The organism is Vibrio fluminensis (assembly GCF_015278125.1).
GTDB classification, from domain to species: domain Bacteria; phylum Pseudomonadota; class Gammaproteobacteria; order Enterobacterales; family Vibrionaceae; genus Vibrio; species Vibrio fluminensis.
This window is the reverse complement of record NZ_JADILO010000002.1, coordinates 222,108-246,219: the sequence shown is the minus strand read 5'-3', so window position 1 is coordinate 246,219 and position 24,112 is coordinate 222,108. Positions and strand designations below refer to the sequence as shown.

Below are 24,112 nucleotides of genomic sequence, written 5' to 3'. Positions count from 1 at the left end.
TATGAAGCGTTTAAGCCAACCAATTCACGATATGCTGCTTTATGGTGTGGCTCTCCTTTTACTGCGTGGAGCTTCGCTGATTACTCTACCAGCCATGACTTATTTTCTTTCGGTCGAGCAAATTGGTCAGCTTGAGCTGATCGCCGTTACCCAAACATTCTTCGCGTTGTTAATTTCTTTAGCTATGCACGAAAACCTTTATCGCTTTGTGGCAACGTTAGAACGAGCAAATGATCAAAAAGCGATGGTAAGCCGACTCTACACAACCGCTTTGACTCTCTCTTTAGCACTTGTGGTTATTCTTGTTATTCCGGTTTGGTTATTCAGCGCCAATCACATTGAGGGAACTTGGCATTATTTCTCTCATACTCAAATCGCTCTTATGGCGAGTGTTTGGGTGATTCAAAGTAGTCTTGAGATCAGTCTCGCTTGGCTTCGCTTACAAAACAAAGCATGGACATTTTTTAAGCTGAGCCTTTTTTGTACCTTCCTACAAGTCAGCCTGATTTTTATGGTCGTTTATCTAATCCCATCGGTCACCGCTGTACTTACGGTTGGCGTGTTCTGTGCGTTCGTCCAATTGGCTATCCTTCACTACCACAATCGCTTTGACTTTAAATTACTTAACGGCAAGACGCTTGGGCGATATCTAAAATACTGTACGCCTATTATGTTTTCTGCATTAGTCGCCTTTGGACTCAATGGGGGTGAGCGTTGGTTATTAATGCAAGCGAATAACTTAGAGTTTCTCGCACAATACGCTATAGCCCTTAAGTTTGCGCTTGCGGTAGGAATACTACTGCAACCATTCCATATGTGGTGGATGCCAAAACGATTCGCTTATTGGCAAGATAAAGGCGCAATAACCACCAGTAGAATCAGCCAATACGGTATTATCTATGCGTGTGTATTGGCAGTACTGGTCACTTGGGGTGGTAAATTATTTATTGAGCTGTTCTTGCCAAATCAGTATCAAACGGCAGCTAACCTAGTTGCGCTTGCAGTAATGGCAATGCTGTTTAAAGAAATTGCGGAAATAACCAATATCGGGTTGCTTAAATCAAAACAGACTCAAGCACTGTTCTTGATTAACCTGATAGTGACTATTAGTGCCCTTATGATTATTTGGGCAGTTAATGCGTTGTTCAGCCAACACACCTTGTGGATTGTCTGTTTGGGCGTTGCCATTGCGCAGTTAATTCGCTGCTTCATCGTTGCCATTGCCAGTCAACGCTCAAACCCACTGCCCTATCAGACTATCAAGCTGGTTACTTTCATCCTACTCACCATCGCGCTGTTAGTCAGTAGTTGGCTCACCAGCGAACTTATCCCAAGCATTACCCTGTTACTGATCGAGTCTGTTGCGTTGCTTTTGATCGCCCACTTCCACAGCTTACTTCATCTGCCCTTGCAAGACCTACGCAAAGTACTTCGGAGAATTCGCGTATGAGGCACGCTACCCCGACTTCTCATTTGTTTCTCGTATTAACCTTATGCGGTTTGCTGACATTGGGCTGGTTTTTTATACCAGACCCTAAGATGCTGATCGTATTGTGTCTTGTACCACTAGGGGGATTGTTTGTTATCAACCAGACTTTCTGGCTGGTGAGTTTATTTGTGATTTTTTCTTTTTTCCGCATTCATGAAGCACTTCCTGCACTTTATAACCTAAGGATCCCTTTGCTTCTCTCAATGGGGTCGCTCGCCGCTCTCATGTGGCATGTGTTGATTACTCGTGAGCTTAAACCTTTTTGGCACCCTGTCCTCTCGTGGATGAGCGCGTTTTGGATTCTGGTTATTATCGGAATTGTCTTTGCCGCAAACCGTGGGATCGCTATCGAGTACTTTAAAAACATTTATTGGAAAATCATGATCATGTGCCTCGCCATCACTTGGCTGGTAAACAGTGCTCAAAGCATCAAACGTATTTCAATCTTGATTGTGCTGGCAGGTTTATTGGTTGCTTTTGTCGCTATCAGTAACTCAGTTAATGGGATCGGTCTTGTTGAAGGAACTCGGGTAACAATAGGTCGCGATCTCGGCTCAATGCTGGGCGACCCAAATGACCTATCTTTAGTATTAATGTTCCCTCTTGCCTTCTCGCTCAGTTTAATGATGACAAAATCGTTAGGGATAATGCGAGTAATCGGATTAATCTGCTCGCTAACCGCGCTCTTTGCGGTGATCGCAACTCAGAGCCGAGGTGGATTACTTGGATGCGTAGCAGTATTAGGCATGCTAGGGCTTAAACACATCAAATCCAAAACGTTGCTCATTACCATCGGCGTCGTTGCAGGCTTGGCATTATTTGCAGTCGCCGGCATTTCAGACCGACAATCCGGTGGCGCAGCTGAAGAAGGGCTTGATGCTTCAGCGATGGGACGTTTGTACGCTTGGGAAGCGGCGTTTAAAATGGCGTTAGAGCGCCCTATCACCGGTGTTGGTATCGACAATTTCTACGTCAACTATTTCTACTACAGCCCACATTGGGATGGACTTAACCACGCGGTCCACAGTACTTGGTTTGGCGTATTAGCGGAAACCGGCTTTCTCGGTTTAATCATCTTTATTGGCTTAATTGTTCGCATATTGAAAACCTGCCGTCAAAGTATCCGAACCATTAATGCCAATCCACAAAATTTCTCCCCATATATCCACGCAACAACCTATGCCGTCTTTTCCGGCACCGTTGGTACCATTGTTTCTGGTACTTTCCTGACTCAAGGCTTTAATTGGCCAATATACATTCTCGCCGCACTCACAGTAGCTTGTAATCATGTCGTGCAAAATGATTCTCAAAATAAGACCTAATATTCCCAAGCGAAAACAATAAATGTAACTCATTGATTAGCAATAATTTTATTTCTGGCATGCAAAATGAAAAGACCTCAATAACGAAATAAAAAGAAAGAGGTTTGTTATGTCAGTTGCTACCTTCAAAATCTGGTTACAAAACCATCCTAATCCCCGCTTTCGCCATCTATTCCTTTGGTTAAAGCGTATTCGAGCTCAGGGATTACCGACACCTCAAGTCTACAACGTCGCAATCCGCTATCTACATTCGGCAATCGCAGGAGTGTGGCACACATCGTTACGTTTACTCATCCAAACACCGGCCTTTAAAGGTCGCCTCAATCAGTGTGGTAAAAACTTATATTTGTTTGGAGGGGTACCCTATGTATCGGGACCACTTTCTATCTCAGTCGGAGACAACTGCCGTATCTCTGGACACACGACCTTTTCTGGGCGTTCTCAAACTGAGAATCCTTCGCTTGAAATTGGTAACAACGTTGATGTGGGCTGGCAGAACACAATAGCCGTCGGAAAACGAATTGTCTTAGAAGACAATGTAAGACTTGCTGGTGGTGTGTTCCTATTTGGTTATTCAGGACACGCTACTGATGCAAAGGCGAGAGCAACTGGTGCGCCTGATGATGACGTTGATGTCGGAGATATCATTATCAAACGTGATGCCTGGCTCGGCACCAACGTGACCGTTTGTCCCAATGTTACCATCGGTCAAGGAACCATCGTTGGTACTGGTAGTGTCGTCACTCATGATTTACCTGACTTTGTTGTCGCTGTTGGTAATCCTGCACGTGTAGTGCATCACCTAAAGGAGAGCCATCATGCGTGATATGATTGTATTTGGCGAAGACTTTGGTGGTTTACCATCAAGCACTCAACACCTAATAAAACATCTTCCTGATATGGGCAAAATCATTTGGGTTAACTCTATAGGTTTACGCCAGCCTCGATTAACTCGACATGACTGCACCCGTGCAATGGCAAAACTGTTTGCGAGTAATCAAAATCGTCTCAATAAACCAGACGCAGCTCTCGTGGACTCGACACCTGCCAATCAAATAGAAGTGGTCAATTTACGCACCATTCCCGCGCCAAGCAGCAGATTAAGCCGCAAACTCGCGCGTTCGATGATGCTAACGCAGCTCACGCCAATTTTGCGCAAGCATAACATTTCCTCGCCTATTTTATGGATCTCTCTGCCGACTGCTGCCGATCTCTGCGGACATTTAGATGAATCCGGTATCGTTTATTACTGTGGCGATGATTTTTCTGCGCTGGCTGGCGTTGATCACCACACAGTCAAACTACATGAAGAAAAACTCGTCGATAAAGCGAATGTCGTTTTTGCTGTAAGCGAGAAGATCGCAGAGATGTTCCCACGTTGCAAAACGATGTTGTTACCACATGGTGTCGACGTCGAGTTGTTTTCGACACCTACAGATAGAGCCAAAGATCTCCCAAACCGAGGCAAACCTATCGCGGGTTTTTACGGCAGTCTGTCTAATTGGCTCGACTACCCATTGATCACACAAGTTGCGCTTGAGATGCCAGACTGGGATTTTGTGTTCATTGGCCCAAACGAACTTCAACATAATCCTCTGCCCAACTTAAATAATGTCTTTTACTTGGGTCCTAAGCCCCATCACTCACTCGCTAGTTATAGTCAGCACTGGCAAGCTAGCTTGTTGCCCTTTAAGCACAATCGTCAAATTGAAGCGTGCAATCCGCTCAAATTACGAGAATATTTAGCGGCGGGCTCACCTGTGATCGCCACCCCTTTCCCGGCATTAGCTCCTTATAGTCGTTACATCAATATCGTCAACGATGTACAGCAGATGTGTTCTGCTCTTAACTTACCGACAACAAGGCAGCGCTTACCGTCAGGAATCGTCAATGGTGAAAGCTGGCAAAGTCGAAGTGAGTGGGTGCGTATAATCATGGAGCTGATATGAGTGGTTTACCGTTTCGCATAATTCAACTGCTTAATGCGGCGTGGCGACAACGTTACGTTATCGCCCTGCCTGCGCTTATTTTTCCTTTTGTCGGTATGGGCGTAGCAAAATTAGCCCCAACCGTTTACGTATCACACACCAGTATGCTGGTTCAAGAAACAGCGAAAATGAACCCGTTCCTTGAAGACCTTGCTGTTTCAACCATGCTCAAAGAGCGACTCAACGACCTGACTACATTACTAAAAAGTCGCCATATTCTTCACTCCGTTGCCAAAGAGCAAGGCTTAGTGAACGATGATATGTCGGGAAAAGAACAAGAAAGTGTGATTCGACAGTTATCACAAAATCTATCTGTGAGTCAGCAAGGCAAAGATTTCCTTAAAATAGAATTGCGTGCACCAAAAGCGGATGGACTTGAGTCTCTCCTTACCTCGATCAGCCATCACTTTATCGAGCAACTGCTTGCGCCCGAAAGATCTTCGATTCGCGACTCAAGTGAGTTTCTCAATATCCACATAGAAAAAAGAGAAAAGGAACTTGAACAAGCCGAAAATGCGTTGGCGGATTTCCGTAATCAGCACTTAGCAGTGACACCAGAAATGCAAAGCCAAAGTCTTACTCAATTAGCAAGGCTTAAACAGACGTTGGCAGAAAAAGAAGCGGAGCTTGCCGGTGTTGAAAAGAGTCTTGGCTCACTTGACCAGCAACTTTCCAAAACCAACCCAGTTATCGGTAAAATAGAAGAGAAAATCATCGATATCCGCAGCCAATTAACTCTGCTACAAGCCAAATACACCGACAATCACAGTTCGGTTCAAGCGAAGAAACGTGAGTTGAGCCGACTTGAAAATGAACGCACCCTTCTACTCGAGGTGGAACAACCCAACCTCGGCAGCGATAAGCTTTGGGATATTGCCAGCAATAGTACTTTCTCCGATCTCGATACCATTCAACCTCTGCTTGTTACTCAATTACACAGCCTACAATTGGTGAGAAGTCGCTATGAATCGTTAACGGAAGAAACCAAGAGCTTACGCAACATGATAAGTTCTATCGAGCAAGAAGCGAAAAGCTTTGGTAACACCGCAAAAACAATGCGCCGTTTAGAACGTGATGCCGTAATTAAGCGACAGCAATACGATGAGTTATTGCAGCGCTACGAAATGGCGCAACTTACTGGCTCGCTTGGCGTATTTGAACAAAACAAGCGTGTAAAGATAATTGACCTTCCCTTCACACCCAGTACGCCAAGCAACCTACCTGCTGTTATTTTTATTCTTGCGGGTCTAATCGGCGGGGTCGGACTCGGTTCTGGGCTAGCAATCATCTTTGAGTTAAGTAACTCCTCAATTCGTTCCGCACAACGTATTAATGAACTTTCTAAACAACCTGTCCTTTCCACTATTCCGCGAATTTCAAACCGATTCTCAAAATAAGAAACCAGTAAGCCCATCGCTCACAGCAACGATAAGTCATTGAATTTAAATAAAATAAAAACAGGCACATTTAATGCAAATACATTCTAAAAACGGAGAAAGTGTATGCAGCCTATCAATAACAACAATCGTCTTTGCTCAACGTCAAACCACTTAACTGGTAGTCAAAGACGAAACGAAAAAGTGCTAACTATCCATGTTGTGCAACACCTTAAACCCGGCGGCATCGAGTCTATGGTTTTAGAGATGTTGCGACAATCAAATGCCAATAACAAAAGTTTAGTCGTCAGCTTAGAGGGTAATCGCTCCACTTCGATTAAAGCCTGGAGCAAGCTTACCCAATTTAGCCATCAAATTCTTTTTCTCAATAAATCTGAAGGCATTGCACCCTCCATCATCCATCAGCTTCGCAAGTTGTTTACCGTTTTAAAACCCGATACGGTACACACACATCATATAGGACCATTACTCTACGCTGGCTGCGCAGCCCGATTAGCTGGGATCAAATGTGTTATTCACACCGAACATGATGGATGGCATTTCGACAATACAAAACGAGCTCGATTGCAAAATTTAGTGTTAACCGTTGTTAAGCCGCGATTGGTCGCCGACGCAGACTTTGTCGCAACACAATTGATCGACAAGTTTGATTACAACGACCTTCACGTCATCAAAAATGGTATTGATTGCCAACGCTTTAAACCAGGCAGCCAAGCTCTAGCGAGGCAAAAACTCAAACTCCCTTTAGACAAAACGATCATCGGCTGTGCTGGAAGACTCGAGTTCGTCAAAGGTCAAGACATGCTGCTGCATGCGATCTCAATGCTGAATAATAACGTTCATCTAGCGCTTGCAGGTGAAGGCAGCCAGCGCGAAGACCTTCAAGAGTTAGCAACAACACTTGGCATCGAAGATCGAATAACCTGGTTAGGTTTGGTTGACGACATGCCGCGCTTCTATCAATCCCTGGATCTATTTTGCTTACCTTCTCGCAACGAAGGATTCCCGCTATCCACACTAGAAGCTCAGGCGTCCGGTGTTCCCGTTGTGGCTACCAATGTTGGTGGAGTGAAAGAAACCTTGTGCCCAGCAACCGGAAGGGCTGTGGTGGCTGAAAATCCTCTCTCTCTTGCTGACGCACTTAATACAGCGCTAATAAGCAGTCATACTCAAACTCCTCGAGAATTCGTTATTAACAACAACGATCTCGCTCAAATGATCGAAAAGTATAGAATCCTTGCAGTGGAGGCGCGCTAGTATGATGGAATTAGCTCTTATACTACTTTTTTCTATTTCCAGTATTTTAATTGTCTATCACCATATTGGTTATCCGTTGCTGCTCAAATTAGTCGCAAAGAAAACACCATCAGGGAAAAAAACATCCTTCAAGCGCCTTTATCGCGTGACCAAAGCCGATCACTCTCTGCCATCAATAACAATGTTGATCCCAGCTTACAATGAGCAAGATTGGATAGCGCAAAAAATACGCAATCTATCTAGCTTGGATTACCCAAAAGATAAACTGAAAGTGATCATTGCTTGTGATGGCTGTACCGATAGTACCGTAGAAATTGCAGAAGCGACGATTCAAGAAGCGATTTGTAGCGAAACTCATATTGAAATTATCCAATTTGAGCAAAACAGAGGAAAAGTTGCGGTTATTAATCAAGTCATGCAAAGCATAAATAGTGATATTACTGCCATGAGCGACGTCTCCGCTCTAGTCTCATTTGATGCCCTTTTACTTGCTGCACAGCACTTTCATCGAAGCAATGTAGGCGTGGTGAACAGCCGATATCAACTTCTCGACAGCCAAAACACCGGAGAAATGAAGTATTGGCAGTATCAATCGATGCTTCAACAAGGTGAAGCCAATCTAGGTGCTAATATCGGCGCACACGGTGCACTCTATTTCTTTCGTACAGCGCTATTCACGCCACTTGCGCTCGACACGATCAACGATGATTTTGTTATACCAATGGAAATTGTGCGCAATGGATACCAAGCAATATATGAACCCAATGTTGTTGCGATCGAACTAGAAAACGCTACCTTAGGAAAAGACTTCAATCGTCGACTACGCATATCCGCAGGTAACATGCAGCAACTGTTAATGTTGGCAGAACTACTGAGACCTCGCTATAAAGCGGTCGCCTTTACCTTTGGCTCAGGAAAAACGCTTCGTCTACTTACTCCGTACTTACTCATCATCTGTCTCATCACTTCTGTTGCCCTTAGCTATCACACGTTGTTTCTTGCAGTGCTGGGATTGCAAGTCACCTTCTATTCGATCGCGGCACTCGGTCTATTATTACCAACTATTTTTACTCATCGTATTATTCAGCTAATCAGCTATTTTACTGCTGGGCATTTCGCCAATTTGTATGGAGGCTTACGCTACATACTGGGTCGCGAAACTGGTCGCTTGGAACGTGTATAAGGAGGTTAACCATGCCACATATCATTGCCAACTACCCTATCTGGTTCGCAAAGCGTCTGTTTGATTTGTTAGGCGCTTGCTTTGCTCTGCTGTTGTTTATGCCGATTTTACCAATGATTGCCATTGCGATTAAAGCAACGTCTAAAGGTCCAGTTTTTTATCAACAACAGCGCGTTGGGAAATCAACCCCTCAACACATGGAATTTTTCTACATTATTAAGTTTCGCACTATGTACCAAGATGCCGAAAGCCGTTCGGGTGCAGTCTGGGCGACCAAAGACGACCCACGTATCACTCCCGTGGGTCGATTCCTCAGAAAAACACGTCTGGACGAGCTGCCGCAATTATTCAACGTGATCAGAGGAGAGATGTCTTTGATTGGTCCAAGACCTGAACGACCTTCTTTTTACAATAAGCTTGAACACGAAATTCCGTATTTCGCTGATAGAACTTACGGTGTAATGCCTGGCATTACGGGCTTGGCGCAAGTCAATCAAGGCTATGATACCTGTATCGACGATGTACGTAAGAAGGTCGGTTTCGACCACAGTTATGCATTATCCCTTCGCTCTACTAAGTCATGGCTTATTATGGACATGAATATCATCGCGCAAACTTTAGTAGTCATGTTTAATGGTCGCGGACAATAGTTGAGTTAAAAAATAGCCCACTACCGAAGTAAGTGGGCTAATAGTCAGGCAGGAGTCGCCAAAGGAACTCAGTGGCTTTAATAGCACCCCTTACTTTTGCACCAGTTTCAAAAAGAAATTGGCTATGACACCGCAAGAGTTTCGCACTCAATCAAAGAGCAGTAATACAAGCCTGACTTCTCGCACTCTACGTCATCCCATTGCGGTCGCCTAGCCTCCGGCAACAAATCATTTCATCTACACGATTGGGGGGGCCGCACACTCCCCTTAGCCTTTTCATAACGCCTAACTAGTTTCATTTCTTATTTCGATTAATAGATTTGCAAGCAAATCATTACAAACACAAATAGCAATAGTTTGCATTATTATTTTCATTAATATATAAAGCCAAGTTATTGATAGTTTATAAAAATAAATAACATTTCGAATATTACTAAAGTAATGGGCACCAACCCAAAACCAAATGAGGTATCAGCCTTTTACTTCTTGCTTCGAGAAAACAGCTGTCACTAAATCCCGAAAATGTAATAGCCAAGGAAAGGAGAAGTTATGTCTCGGCTTTTAAAACTAAAATCGACCTCTATCGTCGTTGCTAGTTGTTTTATTTTCAGCAATGTTTACGCTGACGACGAATCAATTGTGGTTGTTGGACAACAACTCGAAGATAGTGGCATTGGTCCTGATTTCAGTTATGTCAGTGAAACTAGCCGCAGCGCCACGAAAACAGCGCTACCGATAGCAGAAACGCCCCGTTCGATATCCGTAGTAACACGCGAACAAATGGATGACCGCGCTTCAATTAGTATTTCAGACGCCCTGCAATACACGCCCGGTATCCAAGCAAACTTTTATGGCGAAGACAACAAACAAGATTGGTTTGTTATTCGTGGCTTCAAACAAGCCAATAACGGCTTATATATGGATGGCACACGCCTTTGTTCTTCAGGATTCTACAGCTGGCAGATAGACCCTTTTTCCTTAGAAAGAGTTGAAATTGTCCGAGGTCCAGCCTCTTCTTTATATGGTCAGACACCCCCAGGTGGTGTGATCAACCTGATCAGTAAACGCCCTCAGTTCGATGGTGGTTCAGGCACCGTAAGTCTTGAAGGCGGTAGCTACAGCCGCAAACAGTTAAAGTTAGATAGCAACCATGAAATATCTAGCAATCTCGCAGCAAGATTTGTTGGTCTATTCAGTGATACAGAAACTCGTGTAAACAATGTTGAAGGTGAGCGTGTCATGCTAGCCCCTTCACTGACCTGGCTTGTCAATGACAGAACTTCCATCACGTTATTAGGCAGCTATCAGAAAGACGACTCGGATCCTTACCTACAGTTTCTGCCAGTTGAAGGGACATTAACTTCTAACGTCAATGGTAAGATCAGCGATAGCACTGCAATCGGGGATCCTGATTGGGAAAAATTTGAGCGTGAACAATTGTCTCTTGGCTATGAATTTAGTTATCGCTTCAATCCACAATTTGAGTTTGCACAATCGACTCGTTACAGTGAAATGGACATTGACCTCAAACAAGTGTACGCCATCGGTTATGCCGCTGATGACCCAACGTTAGGCCCTTTGCTTGATCCGTTAGCTCAACGTAATGATATTCTTCGCGGTGCCACCGTGGAAAACGGTTCTTCTGACGCTCTAAATATCGACAACCGACTGACTTACCAAGTGACAACACAAAATACAGAACAGACGTGGTTGCTTGGGCTTGATTATCAGAGCCTCAATATTTCTAATCGAAACTACGCAAATACTCCGTTAGTTGCTGATGGGAATTCTGCATTACCTACCCCATTTGGTTTTAGTATCGCAGATCCACGATTCAACCCTTACAACCCGAGCTATAGTTCAAATCTAGTGCTCCTAGATAGTAGCTCTGCAACATTGAGCCCGCTTACCGATGACAACTTGCAACGTATCGAGACCAAAAATCGACAACTAGGAATCTATTTACAGTCTCACATAGAAATTGCTCAGCAGAGTATCTTACTCGCGGGTTTGCGTTACGATGACGTCAGCAACCAAATTCGCAATACAACCACTGGAGATAACACCGATGTTGAAAATCAAGAATGGACTTACAATATTGGTTTAGGTTTTAAAGCTGACAATGGCCTTCTACCCTATCTTGCATATCAACAATCTTTTGCTCCAGTTATCCAGTTGGATGAAAATGGAAACCAAGCAAAACCTGAAGAGGTCGAGAGCATCGAGATTGGTACCAAGTTCCAACCTCGCAATTTCGATGGGTATTTTAGTGCTGCCCTCTATTTGGCAGATAAAACAAATCTCGTGCGCACTAACAATTTAGGTCAACTGACCCAGATAGGTGAAGTTCGCAACAAAGGCTTAGAACTAGAAGCTGTCGCTAACGTTACACCATCACTTACGCTTCTTGCTAATCTTGGCTTGGTTGATTCTGAGATACGCAAAGATATCGATGCTTCTCGTGTTGGTAAAACACCCGCTCAGATTGCAGACTTAACTGCCTCTGCGTGGGCGAACTATAAAATATTGGGAGGCTCTTTAGATGGCCTTAGTCTCGGGGTTGGTGCTCGATACATTGGCGAAACTTATGCTGATGATGTTGAAGATCTAAAAGTTCCCTCATACACATTATTTGATTCCACAATAAGCTATCAAATGGATGACGTTAAACTACAACTTGCAATGAAAAACTTATTCGACAAAGAATATGTCGCAACCTGTTACGGCAACTGCTTCTATGGCGATAGACGTAACTTCATCGCTAATGTTACCTACAGCTGGTAAAAAAAAGCCCGCATAGAAAGATGCGGGCTCTCGCTTTTTATAGCCAGCGACGCACGCGCTGTTTGTACGCTAGGTATTGTTCACCAAATAGTTTCTCTAACGCCCGCTCTTCTGGCAAAATTTGAAAACGGTTCATATAGAACACAAAACCGATTGGAAGCAGCAAACAGACCATGTTTTGCTGCCAATAACCAATACCAAATAATAAAATCAGAAGTGCTAGGTACATTGGATTACGGCTATAAGCAAAGATACCGGTATCAACCACCGAGCTGGCGCTATCAACCTTCACTGGGTTAACTGTGGTCTTTGCTTTACGAAATTCATTAACGCCAGCAAGGCCAATGAAACCAGAAACAAGCACAGAACAAGCTAACACCGTCCATGGAAACGGCAACACAGCCGCGAAACTCTCCAAAGCACCGTCAAATCGCACCATTACCACGATAAAAATGATAAATAGTGCGACTGGTGGAATTTTCCTTTCCAATAGTTCCATTAAATAATCTCTAGCAATGCTTGCAGTGGATGCTTAGTTTTCACATGCTCAAAACGCTTCACCTGACTGCGGCATGAATAGCCCGTTACCAAACAGCGATCAGCAGGTAATTCCTCTAAGCGAGGTTTCCAACTCAAGCCATAAATATCTTTCGACATCTCAAGTTTGTCGACTTCATGACCAAAGGTCCCTGCCATACCACAACACCCAACAGGTACGGTATTTAGCTTAGCGCCAAAGTGCGTAAAGATCGCGCCCCACTCTTTTTCAGCATTCGGTAGCTTGGTTTTTTCGGTACAGTGTGCCAGTAGATGCCATGCTTCACCTTTTGCTTCACTTGACTCAAACTCGTTAAGTCTTGGTAGCAACCATTCATGCACCGTCAAGACATCAAATTCACCGCGCTTATCACCAAGAATTTCTGTGTATTCATCTCGATAGCAGAGAACTAACGCAGGATCGACCCCCACCATAGGAATAGAGAGATCCGCTACTTGCTCAAGGAACATTGCAGTGCTCTTAGCTTTTTTAGCAAATTGCGCCAAGAAGCCTTTGATGTGCTGCGCTTTGCCATTCGGTTTAAATGGCAGTAACACCGGGGTTTTACCTAGCTTGATGATCAGTTTAACGAAATCATCCACAACATCAGCATCGTAGTACGACGTAAATGGGTCTTGCACAATCAGCACATGATTTGCTTTCTCTTCGCGCGACATCGCGGCTAAAGCTTGCATATCAAACGGCTTAAGCTGCTTCACTCGCTTATCTAGTGTCGGCACTGACAACAACGGAGCATCAACGTAACCCACCGTTGAGGCGGTCAAACTTTGTACCCATTTTTGCTTTAATACCCCATTCACTAACGTTGGCGCTTTCGCCATAATTGGTAACATGGTTTCAATGTTAGCGACTAAATAATCTTTAGCTGGACGCTGATAACGACTGTAGTAGATATTCAAAAAGCGCGATCTAAAACTTGGTACGTCGACTTTAATTGGACATTGGCTCGCACACGCTTTACACGCTAAACAGCCATTCATCGCTTCATACACTTCATGAGAGAAATCGTATTGGTGGCGTTTATTGAAGCTATTGCGCACACGATCGAGCATCGTTTTAACCGACACCGTTTTTAGAGCCTGCTGCTCCAAATCCAGAATATCGATCCCTTGCTCAGTTAATTGACGCAGCCACTCTCTGACTAATCCCGCACGTCCTTTTGGTGAATGCCGACGATCTGCGGTGACCTTCATTGAAGGACACATTGGCGAAGCTGTATCGTAGTTAAAACATAAGCCATTACCGTTACATTCCATCGCTTGCTTAAAGCTATCACGCACTTCAACGTTAATCTGGCGATCATAGAAGCCGCGTTTGGTATCAGTGACTTTAACCAGTTCGTCACCGCTCTCCAGTGGTGTACAAATCTTACCTGGATTCATCTTGTTATGCGGATCGAATGCCGATTTCACGCGGCGCAGCTCGGTAAAGAGCTCTTCACCAAAAAATTCTGGACCATATTCAGAGCGGAAGCCTTTACCGTGTTCGCCCCACATCAAACCGCCATATTTAGCCACTAACTTAACGACTTCGTCAGAAAGCTCATGCATCATAAGCTCTTGCTGAGGATCGCAAAGATCAAGCGCTGGTCTAACGTGCAAAACACCCGCATCCACGTGACCAAACATGCCGTATTGCAGTTGTTTTGTATCTAACAGTTCACGAAACTCAACAATAAAGTCAGCAAGGTTTTCAGGAGGCACGCAGGTATCTTCAGCGAACGCCACCGGCTTAGCGCGACCTTTCGCGGCACCTAGTAACCCGACCGCTTTCTTACGCATGTTGTAGATTTTACCAATGCTGGCAACATCACTGCATACTTGGTAGCCAATAATGCCCGCTTCTTCTGCTTCAAGCATTTGTTCTAATCGAGCAGTCAGCAGCGCAACTTGTTGCTCAACTTCTTGAACATCTTGCCCAGCAAACTCAACCATGTTGATGCCCAGCATCTCTTTGCCCGGAACATCTGTCAGCAGGTCACTCACGGTGTGCCAAACTATGTCTTCTTTGGCAAGATTAAGAACTTTTGAATCGACGGTTTCCACTGACAATGCGTTGGCTTCAACCATAAAAGCAGCATTGCGCAATGCCGAATCAAAACTGTTGTACTTAACATTGACGAGGGTACGCGCTTTAGGGATTTTAGTCAGGTTAAGCTTTGCTTCAGTGATAAACGCCAATGAGCCTTCAGCACCGCACAGCACTCGCGTTAAATTAAAGCTATCGTCTTGCTCATTAATGGCATTTTTGAGATCGTACCCCGTTAAAAAACGGTTCAGTGGAGGGAATTTATCGGAAATTTGTTGTCGCTTATCACGACAAACCTGCTCTGTAACCTGTAATGCAGTCGCCGCATAGGTGCCTTCATCAGGCGCGCCATGGGAAAGATCAGACTCTAATACTGAGCCATCAGCAAACACCGCTTGAAGAGACAAAACATGGTCGGAAGTCTTGCCATACTTCAATGAGCCTTGTCCTGAAGCGTCAGTATTTATCATGCCACCCAAGGTGGCGCGGTTGCTGGTAGAAAGATCTGGCGAAAAGAAATAGCCATATGGACGCACAGCATCATTAAGTTGGTCTTTGACCACGCCAGTTTGGACGCGAACCCACCCTTCTTGCTCATTAATCTCAAGCACTTGGTTCATATGACGAGAAAGATCAACAACGACGCCTTGAGTCAGCGATTGACCATTAGTGCCAGTACCGCCGCCACGAGGTGAGAATTTCACCCGTTCGTATATTGGCTTAGCCGAAATCTTACCGATTAAGGTCACGTCGTGTGTATCACGCGGATGCACAACCGCCTGTGGTAGTTGTTGATAAACACTGTTGTCTGTCGCAACAGCCAGTCGGCTTGAGTATTGAGTTTCGATATCGCCAGTAAAGCCCGCTTTTTTCAGTTCGTCTAAGAAACTGAGTACCACGTGATCGATATCTTGATGAGAGTGAAGTCTTGGTAACATTGCGTCCTGCCCCTACGGCACTGATCCAATCAGCTTTGGGTTACTTTAGCCATCGATCAATCATCCGTGTACGTTGCATACCAATTACACTACCATTTAGGGTTCTGTTAAATAGCCCAAAAGCTATTACCAAAGAATCCTTCTATGTAATTTCAGCGCAAACTCACACTAACAAATTAAAGCGATGGGTATTATTCTTTTGATTTTCGTCACTTTACAACATTTAAAAGCGTGATCAAAATAGAATTAGAGTGCCAAAATAGAAATTATGGTGTTTACCTTAACCAACCGTTTGTTAGCTTAAGAACTAAGTAACAATGCCCTAACCGCGTCGACCATTTTTGTGAAAGCTGCCTCAAAATTGAGTGCCATTTATTGCGGTTAGTAGAATCTTTAGCAGCGTTAGAATAGAGCCAATGAAAAAAAATAAGATCGTAACAACAGAAGATATTCTTCTTAAACTATGTCAGTCAGTATCAAGAGTTCTTAGCTCAGCGACAGACTCTAATGTTTCATACTCCGCTATGGTACAAAAGATCAACAAAACAAGTCTCAAGCCTGATTTTGGCTGCTTTGTACTGTTTGATGGCGGTTTTTCTGGTTTGGTTGTGATCAACTTTACTGCCAAAGCTGCGCTGGAGCTCTATACAAAGTACATGCAACATATGGGGATACCTCCCGAAGAGTTAGCGATTACTCATACTTCTGACGAAGTGGGTGACGTGCTGGGTGAACTCATGAACCAACTTGTTGGCGATTTTACCAACAAGATCCGTAAAGAGCTGCAAACCCACATTACGCAAAACCAGCCGAAAATGTTGTCGCTCAACAAACAGGTCATTTTGTCGGTAGACACCAACCTAGATCGCCCTCAGGCACGTCGCGTGACTTTCTCAACAGAAAACCACAACATCTTCTATCTTGAACTAGCAATGGATAAAACTGAATTTATCCAATTGGAAGAATTTGAAGTCGCTGAAGACGAAAGCCCAGATGACATTCTTGAAAAAACGCGTCAAGAGATGCTAGAGAAAGAGAAAAAGTCGCAAGGCGGCAATTCCGAAGCCGACGACTTACTTAGCGAACTGGGTTTGTAGCCTCTTACTGCGCTAACTCATTGAGGCTCCTAAATTTAGGGGCCTTAAATTTATCTCCCTTACCCCATCCTCAAAAATGAATTTCTGCTGCAATTGAGCGTATAAAGTTGCGACCGATGTCCATAACACGCTAAAATAGCCGACTTTGCTAATTTTAATGAGTTTTGTCGCTATCAATGGATAAACAAAAAGCCCTTAAGAAGATTGCCAAGTGTCTAGAACTTGGTAACTCAGCCAACGTCAATGAAGCTGCGAATGCGATCAAAATGGCGCATAGCCTTATGCTCAAATACGGGTTGGATAAGGATGATATCGAGTTTATCAAGATGGGCAAAACCCAATCAACTCACCTTCTACCTTCTAACATTAGCTCTACGCTACTGCGGATTATTCGTGGCATTAACACCCGCTTTGGTGTTGAAGCCGTGTTGCTTAATCACAAAGGTCTTAAGCGCGTAGAGTTCATAGGTGAAGCTGATCGTGCAATCTTTGCCGCGTTCGCATTTGATATCGTCTACCGTGAGCTCAATGAGCATACTGGTAAATTCCGCAATAGTTTTGCTGGAACAGGAACATCTTCTATGGAAGTGAACCGCCGTGTAAACTCTTTCGTTTCAGGTTGGGTTGAAGGCGCTTTAGAGAAGCTACCCGTCATATCTCCTGATGAAGAGTCTGCTAACAAAATAGAAGATTATATCGATAAAGAATTTAAGAATATCGACCGAGAAACCTTCAAGCAGCAGCTTCGTGAAGCGATGAAAAACCTGACTGATGATTATGAGGTAGGTTTGAAAAAAGGCCGTACGCTTTCAGTCAGCCGCCCAATTGATGGTGCTCAAGCGCCAAAACTACTGCGTTAATACCCCTCGAAGTATCTGACTAGCAGAATAGATATGTCTGCTAGTTGTTGATTTTTGCTGTGTAAATGAACACTTCATTCAGCACTTGTTAATCTTGTGTCAATTATCATGACTCTTATTTGACATAAAGCATGCCATCGGGTTTATTGGCATCCATCAATTTTCTGTATGTATAACCAAGAGTTTAAACTTTCATCTTCGTCGCTATTCGGCGAACAGGATTAACGTTTAAGGAACTTGAAATATTAAACACTTTCACATGGAGAAATTTTCTGTGAAAAAACTTACTCTAGCGCTTGCTCTTACAGTAGCTCTAACTGGCTGTCAGGCAACTCAACGTCAAAACGCAACTACTGGCGAATCAGAAACAAACTCAACAACTAAAGGTGCTCTAATCGGCGCGATTGCAGGTGTTGCTGTTGGTCTTGCTACTGGTGATAACGCAAAAGAACGTCGTAAGAACGCACTAATTGGTGCGGCTGGTGGCGCAGCTATTGGTGGTGGTGCTGGTTACTACTTTGACCAACAAGAAGCAGCACTACGTAAACAACTGCTAGATTCTGGTGTACAAGTTGAGCGTGTGGGAGAAAACCAACTGCTACTTCGTTTAGAGAATGGTATTGGTTTCCAATCTAGCTCTTACCAACTAGACCCAACCATTCACCGCACACTAAGTGGCGTTGCGCGTATTCTAGTTGAATACCCAGACACTAGCCTAGTGATCGAAGGTCACACTGATAGCACAGGTAACGAATCAATGAACCAAACGCTATCAGAGCGTCGTGCAGAAGCCGTTCGTAACTACCTAGTACAACAAGGTGTTGCTCCAGGTCGCGCAATTTCTCGTGGTTACGGTGAGCGTTTCCCACTATGTTCAAACGATACAACAGCGGGTCGCGCATGTAACCGCCGCGTTGAGATTCAGATTCTACCGCTGAAATAATCAACATCTATCGGTGACAAATATCGAATAGGGGGTAACCTACCCCCTTTCATCAATAATCCCACCTCATTTCATATCCAAGTAATTTCATTTGTAATTCTGTATACTTAGCCTTTCACTTTTGACTCACTAGGCATTACGGATGATGAGATTAATCACCACGCTTATTTTTTGTTTTTCATCATTCAGTTACGCAAACGCTTCTCAAGCCTCGTTTGCAGAACAACTATCGCAAGCTAAACTCGATAATCCGCGCGCACAATACCAAGTTTCACAGGCCTTCTTATCTGGTGATGGTGTTGCACAGTCTCAGCAAGAAGCGTTCTACTGGTTAGAACAAGCGGCAATCAACGACTACAAACTCGCTCAGTATGACTTAGTTGAGCAGTATCTTACTGGTGGTCTGATTGAACCCGATTTAAACAACGCTATTTATTGGCTGACCAAATTAGCCATTGCTGGCGATGACAAGGCGCAATTTGAGCTTGGACAGCTTTATGAAAAACGCGCCGAAGTGGTCGATACTCAGCTACAAGCGAAGCTTTGGTACCAAATAGCGGCGGAAACAAACCCTGATGCAGAACAAGCCTACGCACAACTTCTTGAGCAGGAGTTTAATCAGCGTCGAGCAAAGCAAATAGCGAAATTGCAACAGCTTGATGCTGAAAGTACTCCTAGCAAACAAACTAACTGGGTAACTGACACTCTCGACAGTAATACTTGGGCTCTTGCGGGTCTAGGGCTGGTACTGAGTGCAGGATCATTGGGCTGGTTACGCCATCGGGGCAAACAGAGAAAGCAACACGATTCCAATGCGAGCCGTGCATCCCTACTCGAATTAAGTAGTGCGGAAAACCACAAGCTCAAAACTCAACTCAGTAAGCAAGATGCGGCTTTGAAAAAGCAAAGACAGCAAATTGAACTGTTATATTCAGAGCTCAAAAAGCAGCAAAATAGTACCAACCAAACCAGACGTGTTGAAAGCTCAGCAAATTCACCACTCGCGCTCGCCTGCGCGATGTTTGGCTTTAGCCAAGATAACATGCCTGATGTCGTGAAAATAAAGCAACGTTACAAGCAGCTTTGTAAAATCTATCATCCCGATCTCAAAGGTAGTGACGAAGAAATGAAACGTCTCAATCACGCTCTAAAAGTGATCCTAGCGCAGCACAAAAAGTAAGTTAACATCATGTTACACTTTTATATCTAAACTAGACGTAACCGGCTATAAACCATACAAACAGAAGGCTGCGCAATCGATCTCTTTCTTGTTTCTCGTAACAAACAGTTAACGTCAAATAACTATATGTGTCATAATGCACTCCAACAATAACCCTTGGTGATAACGGTAGGAGCGTTACATGTTCACAATTGAAGGAATTTGCGACTGGTGTAAGAAACCAAGCCTGCTAACCAAACACGAATATATTGATGGCTTATGCCACCACTCTTGCAAAGAGTGTTTTGACTTTGCCGCCATGGATGTGCGTGAATTTAATATCGGTGAAATTGAGCAGAGAGAGCGACAATCGCAACTCATGCGCTGAAAGCATACCGATATTGCTACATCTAACGGCTAATTCGTGATAGCCACTTGTAACCAAGGACGACATTACAAACCGCCTACTCGATTAGGCGGTTTTTGTTTTGCGGTGAATCTGGTTGTTGCTCGGGCGCGGCTAGGCTAAATGCAGGATGTTCATTAAGTGCAAAGTATAGCCTTTCAATCGTAGGATACTGGCTAAGATCGACATCAAACCTCAACGCATTATAAACCTGAGGCACCAAACACACGTCCACCAGAGACACCTCTGAACCAACTGAATACGCACCTGACGTTTCACGTAGCTTATCGTCTAGTGCCGCAAACCCCACCGTTATCCAATGTCGTAACCAGTTCAACTCATCTTCTTTATCGAAATCATACTGATTGATCAAATACTGCTGCACACGCAAGTTGTTAAGTGGATGAATATCAATCGCGATATCTTGCGCCATCTCTTTGACTTGATAACGCTTTTCCCCTTCAAGCGGAGTCAATAAAGGTTGGGGGCAGTGATCATCTAGGTAATCAATAATCGTTAATGACTGGCTAATACGATTTGAACCATCCACTAATACTGGTACTAGCTCGTTAGCGTTGATGCGGTGAAATTCGTCGGTGTGTTGCTGACCACCATCTTTCAGTAAATCAACCGCAAAATAGTCGTAACGGATTTGCTTTAGGTTCAGCGCGATTCTTACTCGGTAGGCTGCTGACGAACGCCAATATCCATATAGTCTCATCGTTTCTCCACCACTTTCTGTTGTATAGCACCAAATAAGCTATTACCTTTTTCATCAAGCATTTCAATCTTGATCGTGTCGCCAAAGCGCATAAAAGAGGTGGTTGGCTTGCCATCTCGTATCGTCTCAATCATGCGTATTTCAGCAATGCACGAATACCCAACGCCACCTTCAGTAATAGCGGTACCAAAATCAGTGCCTTGTTTATTGGATACGGTACCTGACCCAATTATAGTCCCTGCAGACAATCTACGAGTCTTCGCTGCATGTTGAATCAGCTTGGCAAAGCTAAATGTCATATCTTGTCCAGCATTTGGATAACCAAAAGGCTGGTGGTTGTAACTGCTTCTAAGTGGCAAATGTACTTTGCTATCACGCCAGGTCTCACCTAACTCATCGGGAGTAATGGCCACAGGAGAAAACGACGACGACGGCTTAGATTGATAAAACCCAAACCCTTTAGCAAGTTCTGCTGGAATCAAGTTACGCAGCGAAACATCATTGACTAGCATCAGTAAACGCACCGAATCACCGGCTTGCTTTTCAGAGCAGCCCATGGGCACATCATCGGTGATCACGGCAACCTCAGCTTCAAAATCAATGCCCCACTCTTCACTGGCAAATTCAATATCATCGGTTGGTCCTATAAACGTATCTGAGCCGCCTTGGTACATCAGAGGATCGGTCCAAAAACTCTCAGGGATTTCTGCGCCTCGCGCCTTACGCACCAACTCCACATGATTGACATAAGCACTACCATCTGCCCAGTGAAACGCTCTAGGTAACGGGGATTCACAGTGGCTCGGTTCAAACTCCACGCCTTCGATGACACCCTGATTTAAATCTCGATATACTGCTTCTAACAGTGGCGCGCAATGTGCCCAATGGTCGAGAAGATGTTGCATCGTGTTGGCAATAGCAGGCACGGAAACGCAGCGCGTCATTGCTCGGTTCACTACCACCAATAGACCGTCACGAGTTTGGTTTTTTAATGTCGCAAACTTCATATCGCCTCACTTTTTCTCACGCCAGCTATAGACATATTCCGCATTCTCTACTTGCTCTGCCTGGTTAGAAAATTCCAGTGCATGTCGAGTATCAATCATCACAGCGACTTCATCGGTTTGTTTTTTCTTATGCGCAAGACCAGACGCAAACGCCTTAGGATGAGGACCGTGAGTAAAACCAACCGGATGAAAGGTCACCATGCCAGCTTCAATGTTGTCACGACTGAAAAAATCCCCTTGGTGATAAAACAACACTTCATCGTAATCATCATTATTGTGATAAAACGGTACTTTTAGTGCACCAGGATCGCTCTCGATAGGACGGGGGACAAAAGTACAGACAACAAATCCGTCGCCAACAAAGGTGGTGTGTGCAGAAGGTGGCAAATGGTATCTGTGTGACATAAGCGGACGAATATCTCGCCAATTCAAGCGCACAACAGAGAGATCGCCGTGCCACCCAATCGCATCCAAAGGATTAAAGGGATAGGTAATCGTGCTCACCTCTCCGTGACGCTTAACTTTTACCTGAGTGGTCGATTCGCTGTACTGCGCTTTAAAAGTATCGTTAATTTCAGGCACATCGAGCGCGGCTGGGTCAAACACCGCATGCTGACCAACGATGCCTTTTTCCGGCAAGTTATACTCACCATCGGTATTCTCAATCATCAGAATAAACATCGGTTGATGAGGTTCTAAGCGCCAATTCGTCGAGCGTGGGATCACCACGTAATCCCCTGTCAACAATGTTAAATGTCCGTAGTCACAAAACAGCTCTGCACTGCCTTGATGAATAAACAGCAACTCATCACCATCAGCATTAAGGGCAAGAAAGTCCATCGATTCTTGCAGACGCCACACTCGAATTTTGCAGTCCGCGTTTGAAAGTAAATTAGGGACATTCCAGGGTGAATTTTGGTGGCTGTCACTTACATGATTGAAGTTAAATGCTCGCGGTCTTAACTTGCCCTCCCAATCACTCCACCCAGTTGGTGCATGACGATGATGAAAGTGACTCGCAGGTCCAAAAAAGCCAGCACGCCCAGCCTCGCGCTCATAGATCCCCTGATCGGGAAAGTCGGCATGGGCTTGCTTTGAACATGTACCTTCTCGATGAGGGTAAGTGATCCTTCTACGCATCTTTCAGCACCCCTCGCCTAATTTGATCTTCCTCTATCGACTCAAAGAGCGCCTTAAAATTACCCTCACCAAACCCTTGGTTACCTTTGCGCTGGATAATTTCAAAGAACACCGGACCTATCACCGTTTGAGTAAATATTTGGAGCAGAATGCCATCTTTCATTGGCGCACCATCTATCAAGATGCGTAACTGCTTTAAAAGATCGAGATCTTCACTGTGCCCTGCGACTCGCTGATTGACTTTTTCATAGTAGGTATCTGGAGTCGGCATAAACTCCATGCCGCGATCGCGTAAGGTTTTTACGGTGTGATAAATGTCATCTGTGCTCATGGCGATGTGTTGGATACCCTCGCCGTTGTACTCGCGAATAAACTCTTCAATTTGCGATTTGTCATCAGAGGATTCGTTGATTGGAATTCGGATCTTACCGCAAGGTGCCGTCATCGCTCGGCTGACTAACCCAGTGAGCTTACCTTCAATGTCAAAGTAGCGAATCTCTCTAAAGTTGCCGATACGCTCATAAAAACCAGACCAGATATCCATATGCCCTTGTTTGACGTTATGAGTTAAATGGTCAATCTCGAGTAATCCAACCGACTGTCTTTCTCTTTGATGTTTCGCATCAGTGTAAAAACAAAAATCGATATCATAGATATTCTGCTCACCATAACGATCGACAAAATAGAGCAGACTTTCACCAATGCCGTATATCGCAGGGATAGATAGCTCCATCGGACCTATCTCTGTCACATACTTACTCGCCCCGTTAACCAAGGCGTGCTCCATGGCTTTTCCGCTATCTTTAACTCGAAACGCCATACCACACACCGAAGGACCATGTTGTTTAGCAAACGCCTCTGCTTGGCTATGCGGCTGCGCATTAACCACAAAACTGATATCACCTTGTTGATAAAGCCATGCCTGTTTCGAGCGATGCTTTGCTACTTCCGCGAAGCCAAGTGATAGAAACAAATCCTTCAACGCCATTATGCCTTGCTCGTCTGCTGCGGTGTATTCGACAAACTCAAATCCATCTGTCCCTAGCGGGTTTAAATACTCATCCATAACCTTCCCCTGTCGTAATAGTTAACGCACAAGTGCTGATATAAACATGAGCAATAACAGCCTATAAGGGTAATTTTGCGCTAAAAAAATGCCGTGATTAAAACGGCACTCCGAGTGT

At 44.4% G+C, this 24,112-nt stretch carries 20 protein-coding genes; 14 read left to right on the top strand and 6 right to left on the bottom strand.

Going from position 1 to position 24,112, the window contains the following annotated elements; all coding sequences use genetic code 11:
- The first annotated feature begins 1 nt into the window (after nucleotide 1).
- The 9 genes from IRQ95_RS03715 (at nucleotide 2) to IRQ95_RS03675 (ending at nucleotide 12,070) form a co-directional block, all read left to right on the top strand.
- Nucleotides 2-1,450, top strand: a complete 1,449-nt coding sequence (locus tag IRQ95_RS03715; protein WP_194435655.1) for a lipopolysaccharide biosynthesis protein — start codon at nucleotides 2-4, stop codon at nucleotides 1,448-1,450.
- Nucleotides 1,447-2,811, top strand: coding sequence for an O-antigen ligase family protein (locus IRQ95_RS03710; protein ID WP_194435654.1), 1,365 nt, complete (start codon nucleotides 1,447-1,449; stop codon nucleotides 2,809-2,811). Before IRQ95_RS03715 ends, IRQ95_RS03710 begins: the two co-directional genes overlap by 4 nt.
- 109 nt (nucleotides 2,812-2,920) lie before the next feature.
- Nucleotides 2,921-3,637 (top strand): acyltransferase, encoded by a 717-nt coding sequence (locus IRQ95_RS03705; protein ID WP_194435653.1) that lies wholly within the window; start codon nucleotides 2,921-2,923, stop codon nucleotides 3,635-3,637.
- A complete protein-coding gene (locus tag IRQ95_RS03700; RefSeq protein WP_194435652.1) occupies nucleotides 3,630-4,760 on the top strand; it encodes a glycosyltransferase family protein in 1,131 nt (376 codons plus the stop codon). The genes IRQ95_RS03705 and IRQ95_RS03700 overlap by 8 nt, the downstream gene beginning before the upstream one ends.
- The gene (locus tag IRQ95_RS03695; protein ID WP_194435651.1) at nucleotides 4,757-6,196 is read left to right on the top strand and encodes a GumC family protein; all 1,440 of its coding nucleotides are present in this window, start codon (nucleotides 4,757-4,759) and stop codon (nucleotides 6,194-6,196) included. The genes IRQ95_RS03700 and IRQ95_RS03695 overlap by 4 nt, the downstream gene beginning before the upstream one ends.
- A 105-nt stretch (nucleotides 6,197-6,301) precedes the next feature.
- On the top strand, nucleotides 6,302-7,453 hold the full coding sequence (locus IRQ95_RS03690) for a glycosyltransferase (protein ID WP_194435650.1): 1,152 nt from the start codon (nucleotides 6,302-6,304) through the stop codon (nucleotides 7,451-7,453).
- A gap of 1 nt (nucleotide 7,454) precedes the next feature.
- Nucleotides 7,455-8,636, top strand: coding sequence for a glycosyltransferase family 2 protein (locus IRQ95_RS03685; RefSeq protein ID WP_194435649.1), 1,182 nt, complete (start codon nucleotides 7,455-7,457; stop codon nucleotides 8,634-8,636).
- 11 nt (nucleotides 8,637-8,647) lie between these two features.
- Nucleotides 8,648-9,286 (top strand): sugar transferase, encoded by a 639-nt coding sequence (locus tag IRQ95_RS03680; protein WP_194435648.1) that lies wholly within the window; start codon nucleotides 8,648-8,650, stop codon nucleotides 9,284-9,286.
- A gap of 549 nt (nucleotides 9,287-9,835) precedes the next feature.
- Nucleotides 9,836-12,070 carry a TonB-dependent siderophore receptor gene (locus IRQ95_RS03675; protein WP_194435647.1) on the top strand — a complete coding sequence of 745 codons (2,235 nt, stop codon included), beginning with the start codon at nucleotides 9,836-9,838 and terminating at the stop codon, nucleotides 12,068-12,070.
- Between the two features lie 37 nt (nucleotides 12,071-12,107).
- On the opposite strand, the gene IRQ95_RS03670 is transcribed toward IRQ95_RS03675, so the two are convergent.
- Complete coding sequence (locus IRQ95_RS03670) at nucleotides 12,108-12,569, bottom strand: methyltransferase family protein (protein ID WP_194435646.1); 462 nt, start codon at nucleotides 12,567-12,569, stop codon at nucleotides 12,108-12,110.
- A complete protein-coding gene (gene ydiJ, locus IRQ95_RS03665) occupies nucleotides 12,569-15,595 on the bottom strand; it encodes a D-2-hydroxyglutarate dehydrogenase YdiJ (protein ID WP_194435645.1) in 3,027 nt (1,008 codons plus the stop codon). The genes IRQ95_RS03670 and ydiJ overlap by 1 nt, the downstream gene beginning before the upstream one ends.
- Nucleotides 15,596-16,011: 416 nt before the next feature.
- Here ydiJ and IRQ95_RS03660 point away from each other — a divergent pair, with 416 nt between their 5' ends.
- The 5 genes from IRQ95_RS03660 (at nucleotide 16,012) to IRQ95_RS03640 (ending at nucleotide 20,042) form a co-directional block, all read left to right on the top strand.
- On the top strand, nucleotides 16,012-16,692 hold the full coding sequence (locus IRQ95_RS03660) for a DUF3334 family protein (RefSeq protein WP_194435644.1): 681 nt from the start codon (nucleotides 16,012-16,014) through the stop codon (nucleotides 16,690-16,692).
- Nucleotides 16,693-16,868: 176 nt separating this feature from the next.
- Nucleotides 16,869-17,552, top strand: coding sequence for a DUF2786 domain-containing protein (locus IRQ95_RS03655; protein WP_194435643.1), 684 nt, complete (start codon nucleotides 16,869-16,871; stop codon nucleotides 17,550-17,552).
- A 274-nt stretch (nucleotides 17,553-17,826) separates the two neighbouring features.
- Nucleotides 17,827-18,495: a YiaD family glycine zipper/OmpA-like lipoprotein gene (locus tag IRQ95_RS03650; protein WP_075649557.1), complete on the top strand. Its 669-nt coding sequence runs from the start codon at nucleotides 17,827-17,829 to the stop codon at nucleotides 18,493-18,495.
- A 142-nt stretch (nucleotides 18,496-18,637) separates the two neighbouring features.
- Nucleotides 18,638-19,675 carry a tetratricopeptide repeat protein gene (locus tag IRQ95_RS03645; RefSeq protein WP_194435642.1) on the top strand — a complete coding sequence of 346 codons (1,038 nt, stop codon included), beginning with the start codon at nucleotides 18,638-18,640 and terminating at the stop codon, nucleotides 19,673-19,675.
- 181 nt (nucleotides 19,676-19,856) lie between these two features.
- Nucleotides 19,857-20,042 (top strand): hypothetical protein, encoded by a 186-nt coding sequence (locus IRQ95_RS03640; protein ID WP_075649558.1) that lies wholly within the window; start codon nucleotides 19,857-19,859, stop codon nucleotides 20,040-20,042.
- A gap of 76 nt (nucleotides 20,043-20,118) precedes the next feature.
- Here the strand turns inward: IRQ95_RS03640 and maiA are convergent, their stop codons facing one another.
- Genes maiA through hppD form a run of 4 tightly spaced genes read right to left on the bottom strand, consistent with a single transcriptional unit; the run spans nucleotide 20,119 to nucleotide 23,994 of the window.
- A complete protein-coding gene (gene maiA, locus IRQ95_RS03635; RefSeq protein WP_194435641.1) occupies nucleotides 20,119-20,781 on the bottom strand; it encodes a maleylacetoacetate isomerase in 663 nt (220 codons plus the stop codon).
- Nucleotides 20,778-21,788: a fumarylacetoacetate hydrolase family protein gene (locus IRQ95_RS03630; RefSeq protein ID WP_194435640.1), complete on the bottom strand. Its 1,011-nt coding sequence runs from the start codon at nucleotides 21,786-21,788 to the stop codon at nucleotides 20,778-20,780. Before IRQ95_RS03630 ends, maiA begins: the two co-directional genes overlap by 4 nt.
- 6 nt (nucleotides 21,789-21,794) lie before the next feature.
- Nucleotides 21,795-22,928 carry a homogentisate 1,2-dioxygenase gene (locus tag IRQ95_RS03625; protein ID WP_194435639.1) on the bottom strand — a complete coding sequence of 378 codons (1,134 nt, stop codon included), beginning with the start codon at nucleotides 22,926-22,928 and terminating at the stop codon, nucleotides 21,795-21,797.
- Nucleotides 22,921-23,994, bottom strand: coding sequence for a 4-hydroxyphenylpyruvate dioxygenase (hppD, locus tag IRQ95_RS03620; protein ID WP_194435638.1), 1,074 nt, complete (start codon nucleotides 23,992-23,994; stop codon nucleotides 22,921-22,923). The genes IRQ95_RS03625 and hppD overlap by 8 nt, the downstream gene beginning before the upstream one ends.
- Nucleotides 23,995-24,112: the final 118 nt, after the last annotated feature.

Excerpts from the sequence above, each read along its gene's own strand:
- IRQ95_RS03715 (WP_194435655.1), top strand. The coding sequence starts at position 2 with ATGAAGCGTTTAAGCCAACCAATTCACGATATGCTGCTTTATGGTGTG.
- IRQ95_RS03710 (WP_194435654.1), top strand. The coding sequence starts at position 1,447 with ATGAGGCACGCTACCCCGACTTCTCATTTGTTTCTCGTATTAACCTTA.
- IRQ95_RS03705 (WP_194435653.1), top strand. The coding sequence starts at position 2,921 with ATGTCAGTTGCTACCTTCAAAATCTGGTTACAAAACCATCCTAATCCC.
- IRQ95_RS03700 (WP_194435652.1), top strand. The coding sequence starts at position 3,630 with ATGCGTGATATGATTGTATTTGGCGAAGACTTTGGTGGTTTACCATCA.
- IRQ95_RS03695 (WP_194435651.1), top strand. The coding sequence starts at position 4,757 with ATGAGTGGTTTACCGTTTCGCATAATTCAACTGCTTAATGCGGCGTGG.
- IRQ95_RS03690 (WP_194435650.1), top strand. The coding sequence starts at position 6,302 with ATGCAGCCTATCAATAACAACAATCGTCTTTGCTCAACGTCAAACCAC.
- IRQ95_RS03685 (WP_194435649.1), top strand. The coding sequence starts at position 7,455 with ATGATGGAATTAGCTCTTATACTACTTTTTTCTATTTCCAGTATTTTA.
- IRQ95_RS03680 (WP_194435648.1), top strand. The coding sequence starts at position 8,648 with ATGCCACATATCATTGCCAACTACCCTATCTGGTTCGCAAAGCGTCTG.
- IRQ95_RS03675 (WP_194435647.1), top strand. The coding sequence starts at position 9,836 with ATGTCTCGGCTTTTAAAACTAAAATCGACCTCTATCGTCGTTGCTAGT.
- IRQ95_RS03670 (WP_194435646.1), bottom strand. The coding sequence starts at position 12,569 with ATGGAACTATTGGAAAGGAAAATTCCACCAGTCGCACTATTTATCATT.
- ydiJ (WP_194435645.1), bottom strand. The coding sequence starts at position 15,595 with ATGTTACCAAGACTTCACTCTCATCAAGATATCGATCACGTGGTACTC.
- IRQ95_RS03660 (WP_194435644.1), top strand. The coding sequence starts at position 16,012 with ATGAAAAAAAATAAGATCGTAACAACAGAAGATATTCTTCTTAAACTA.
- IRQ95_RS03655 (WP_194435643.1), top strand. The coding sequence starts at position 16,869 with ATGGATAAACAAAAAGCCCTTAAGAAGATTGCCAAGTGTCTAGAACTT.
- IRQ95_RS03645 (WP_194435642.1), top strand. The coding sequence starts at position 18,638 with ATGATGAGATTAATCACCACGCTTATTTTTTGTTTTTCATCATTCAGT.
- IRQ95_RS03640 (WP_075649558.1), top strand. The coding sequence starts at position 19,857 with ATGTTCACAATTGAAGGAATTTGCGACTGGTGTAAGAAACCAAGCCTG.
- maiA (WP_194435641.1), bottom strand. The coding sequence starts at position 20,781 with ATGAGACTATATGGATATTGGCGTTCGTCAGCAGCCTACCGAGTAAGA.
- IRQ95_RS03630 (WP_194435640.1), bottom strand. The coding sequence starts at position 21,788 with ATGAAGTTTGCGACATTAAAAAACCAAACTCGTGACGGTCTATTGGTG.
- IRQ95_RS03625 (WP_194435639.1), bottom strand. The coding sequence starts at position 22,928 with ATGCGTAGAAGGATCACTTACCCTCATCGAGAAGGTACATGTTCAAAG.
- hppD (WP_194435638.1), bottom strand. The coding sequence starts at position 23,994 with ATGGATGAGTATTTAAACCCGCTAGGGACAGATGGATTTGAGTTTGTC.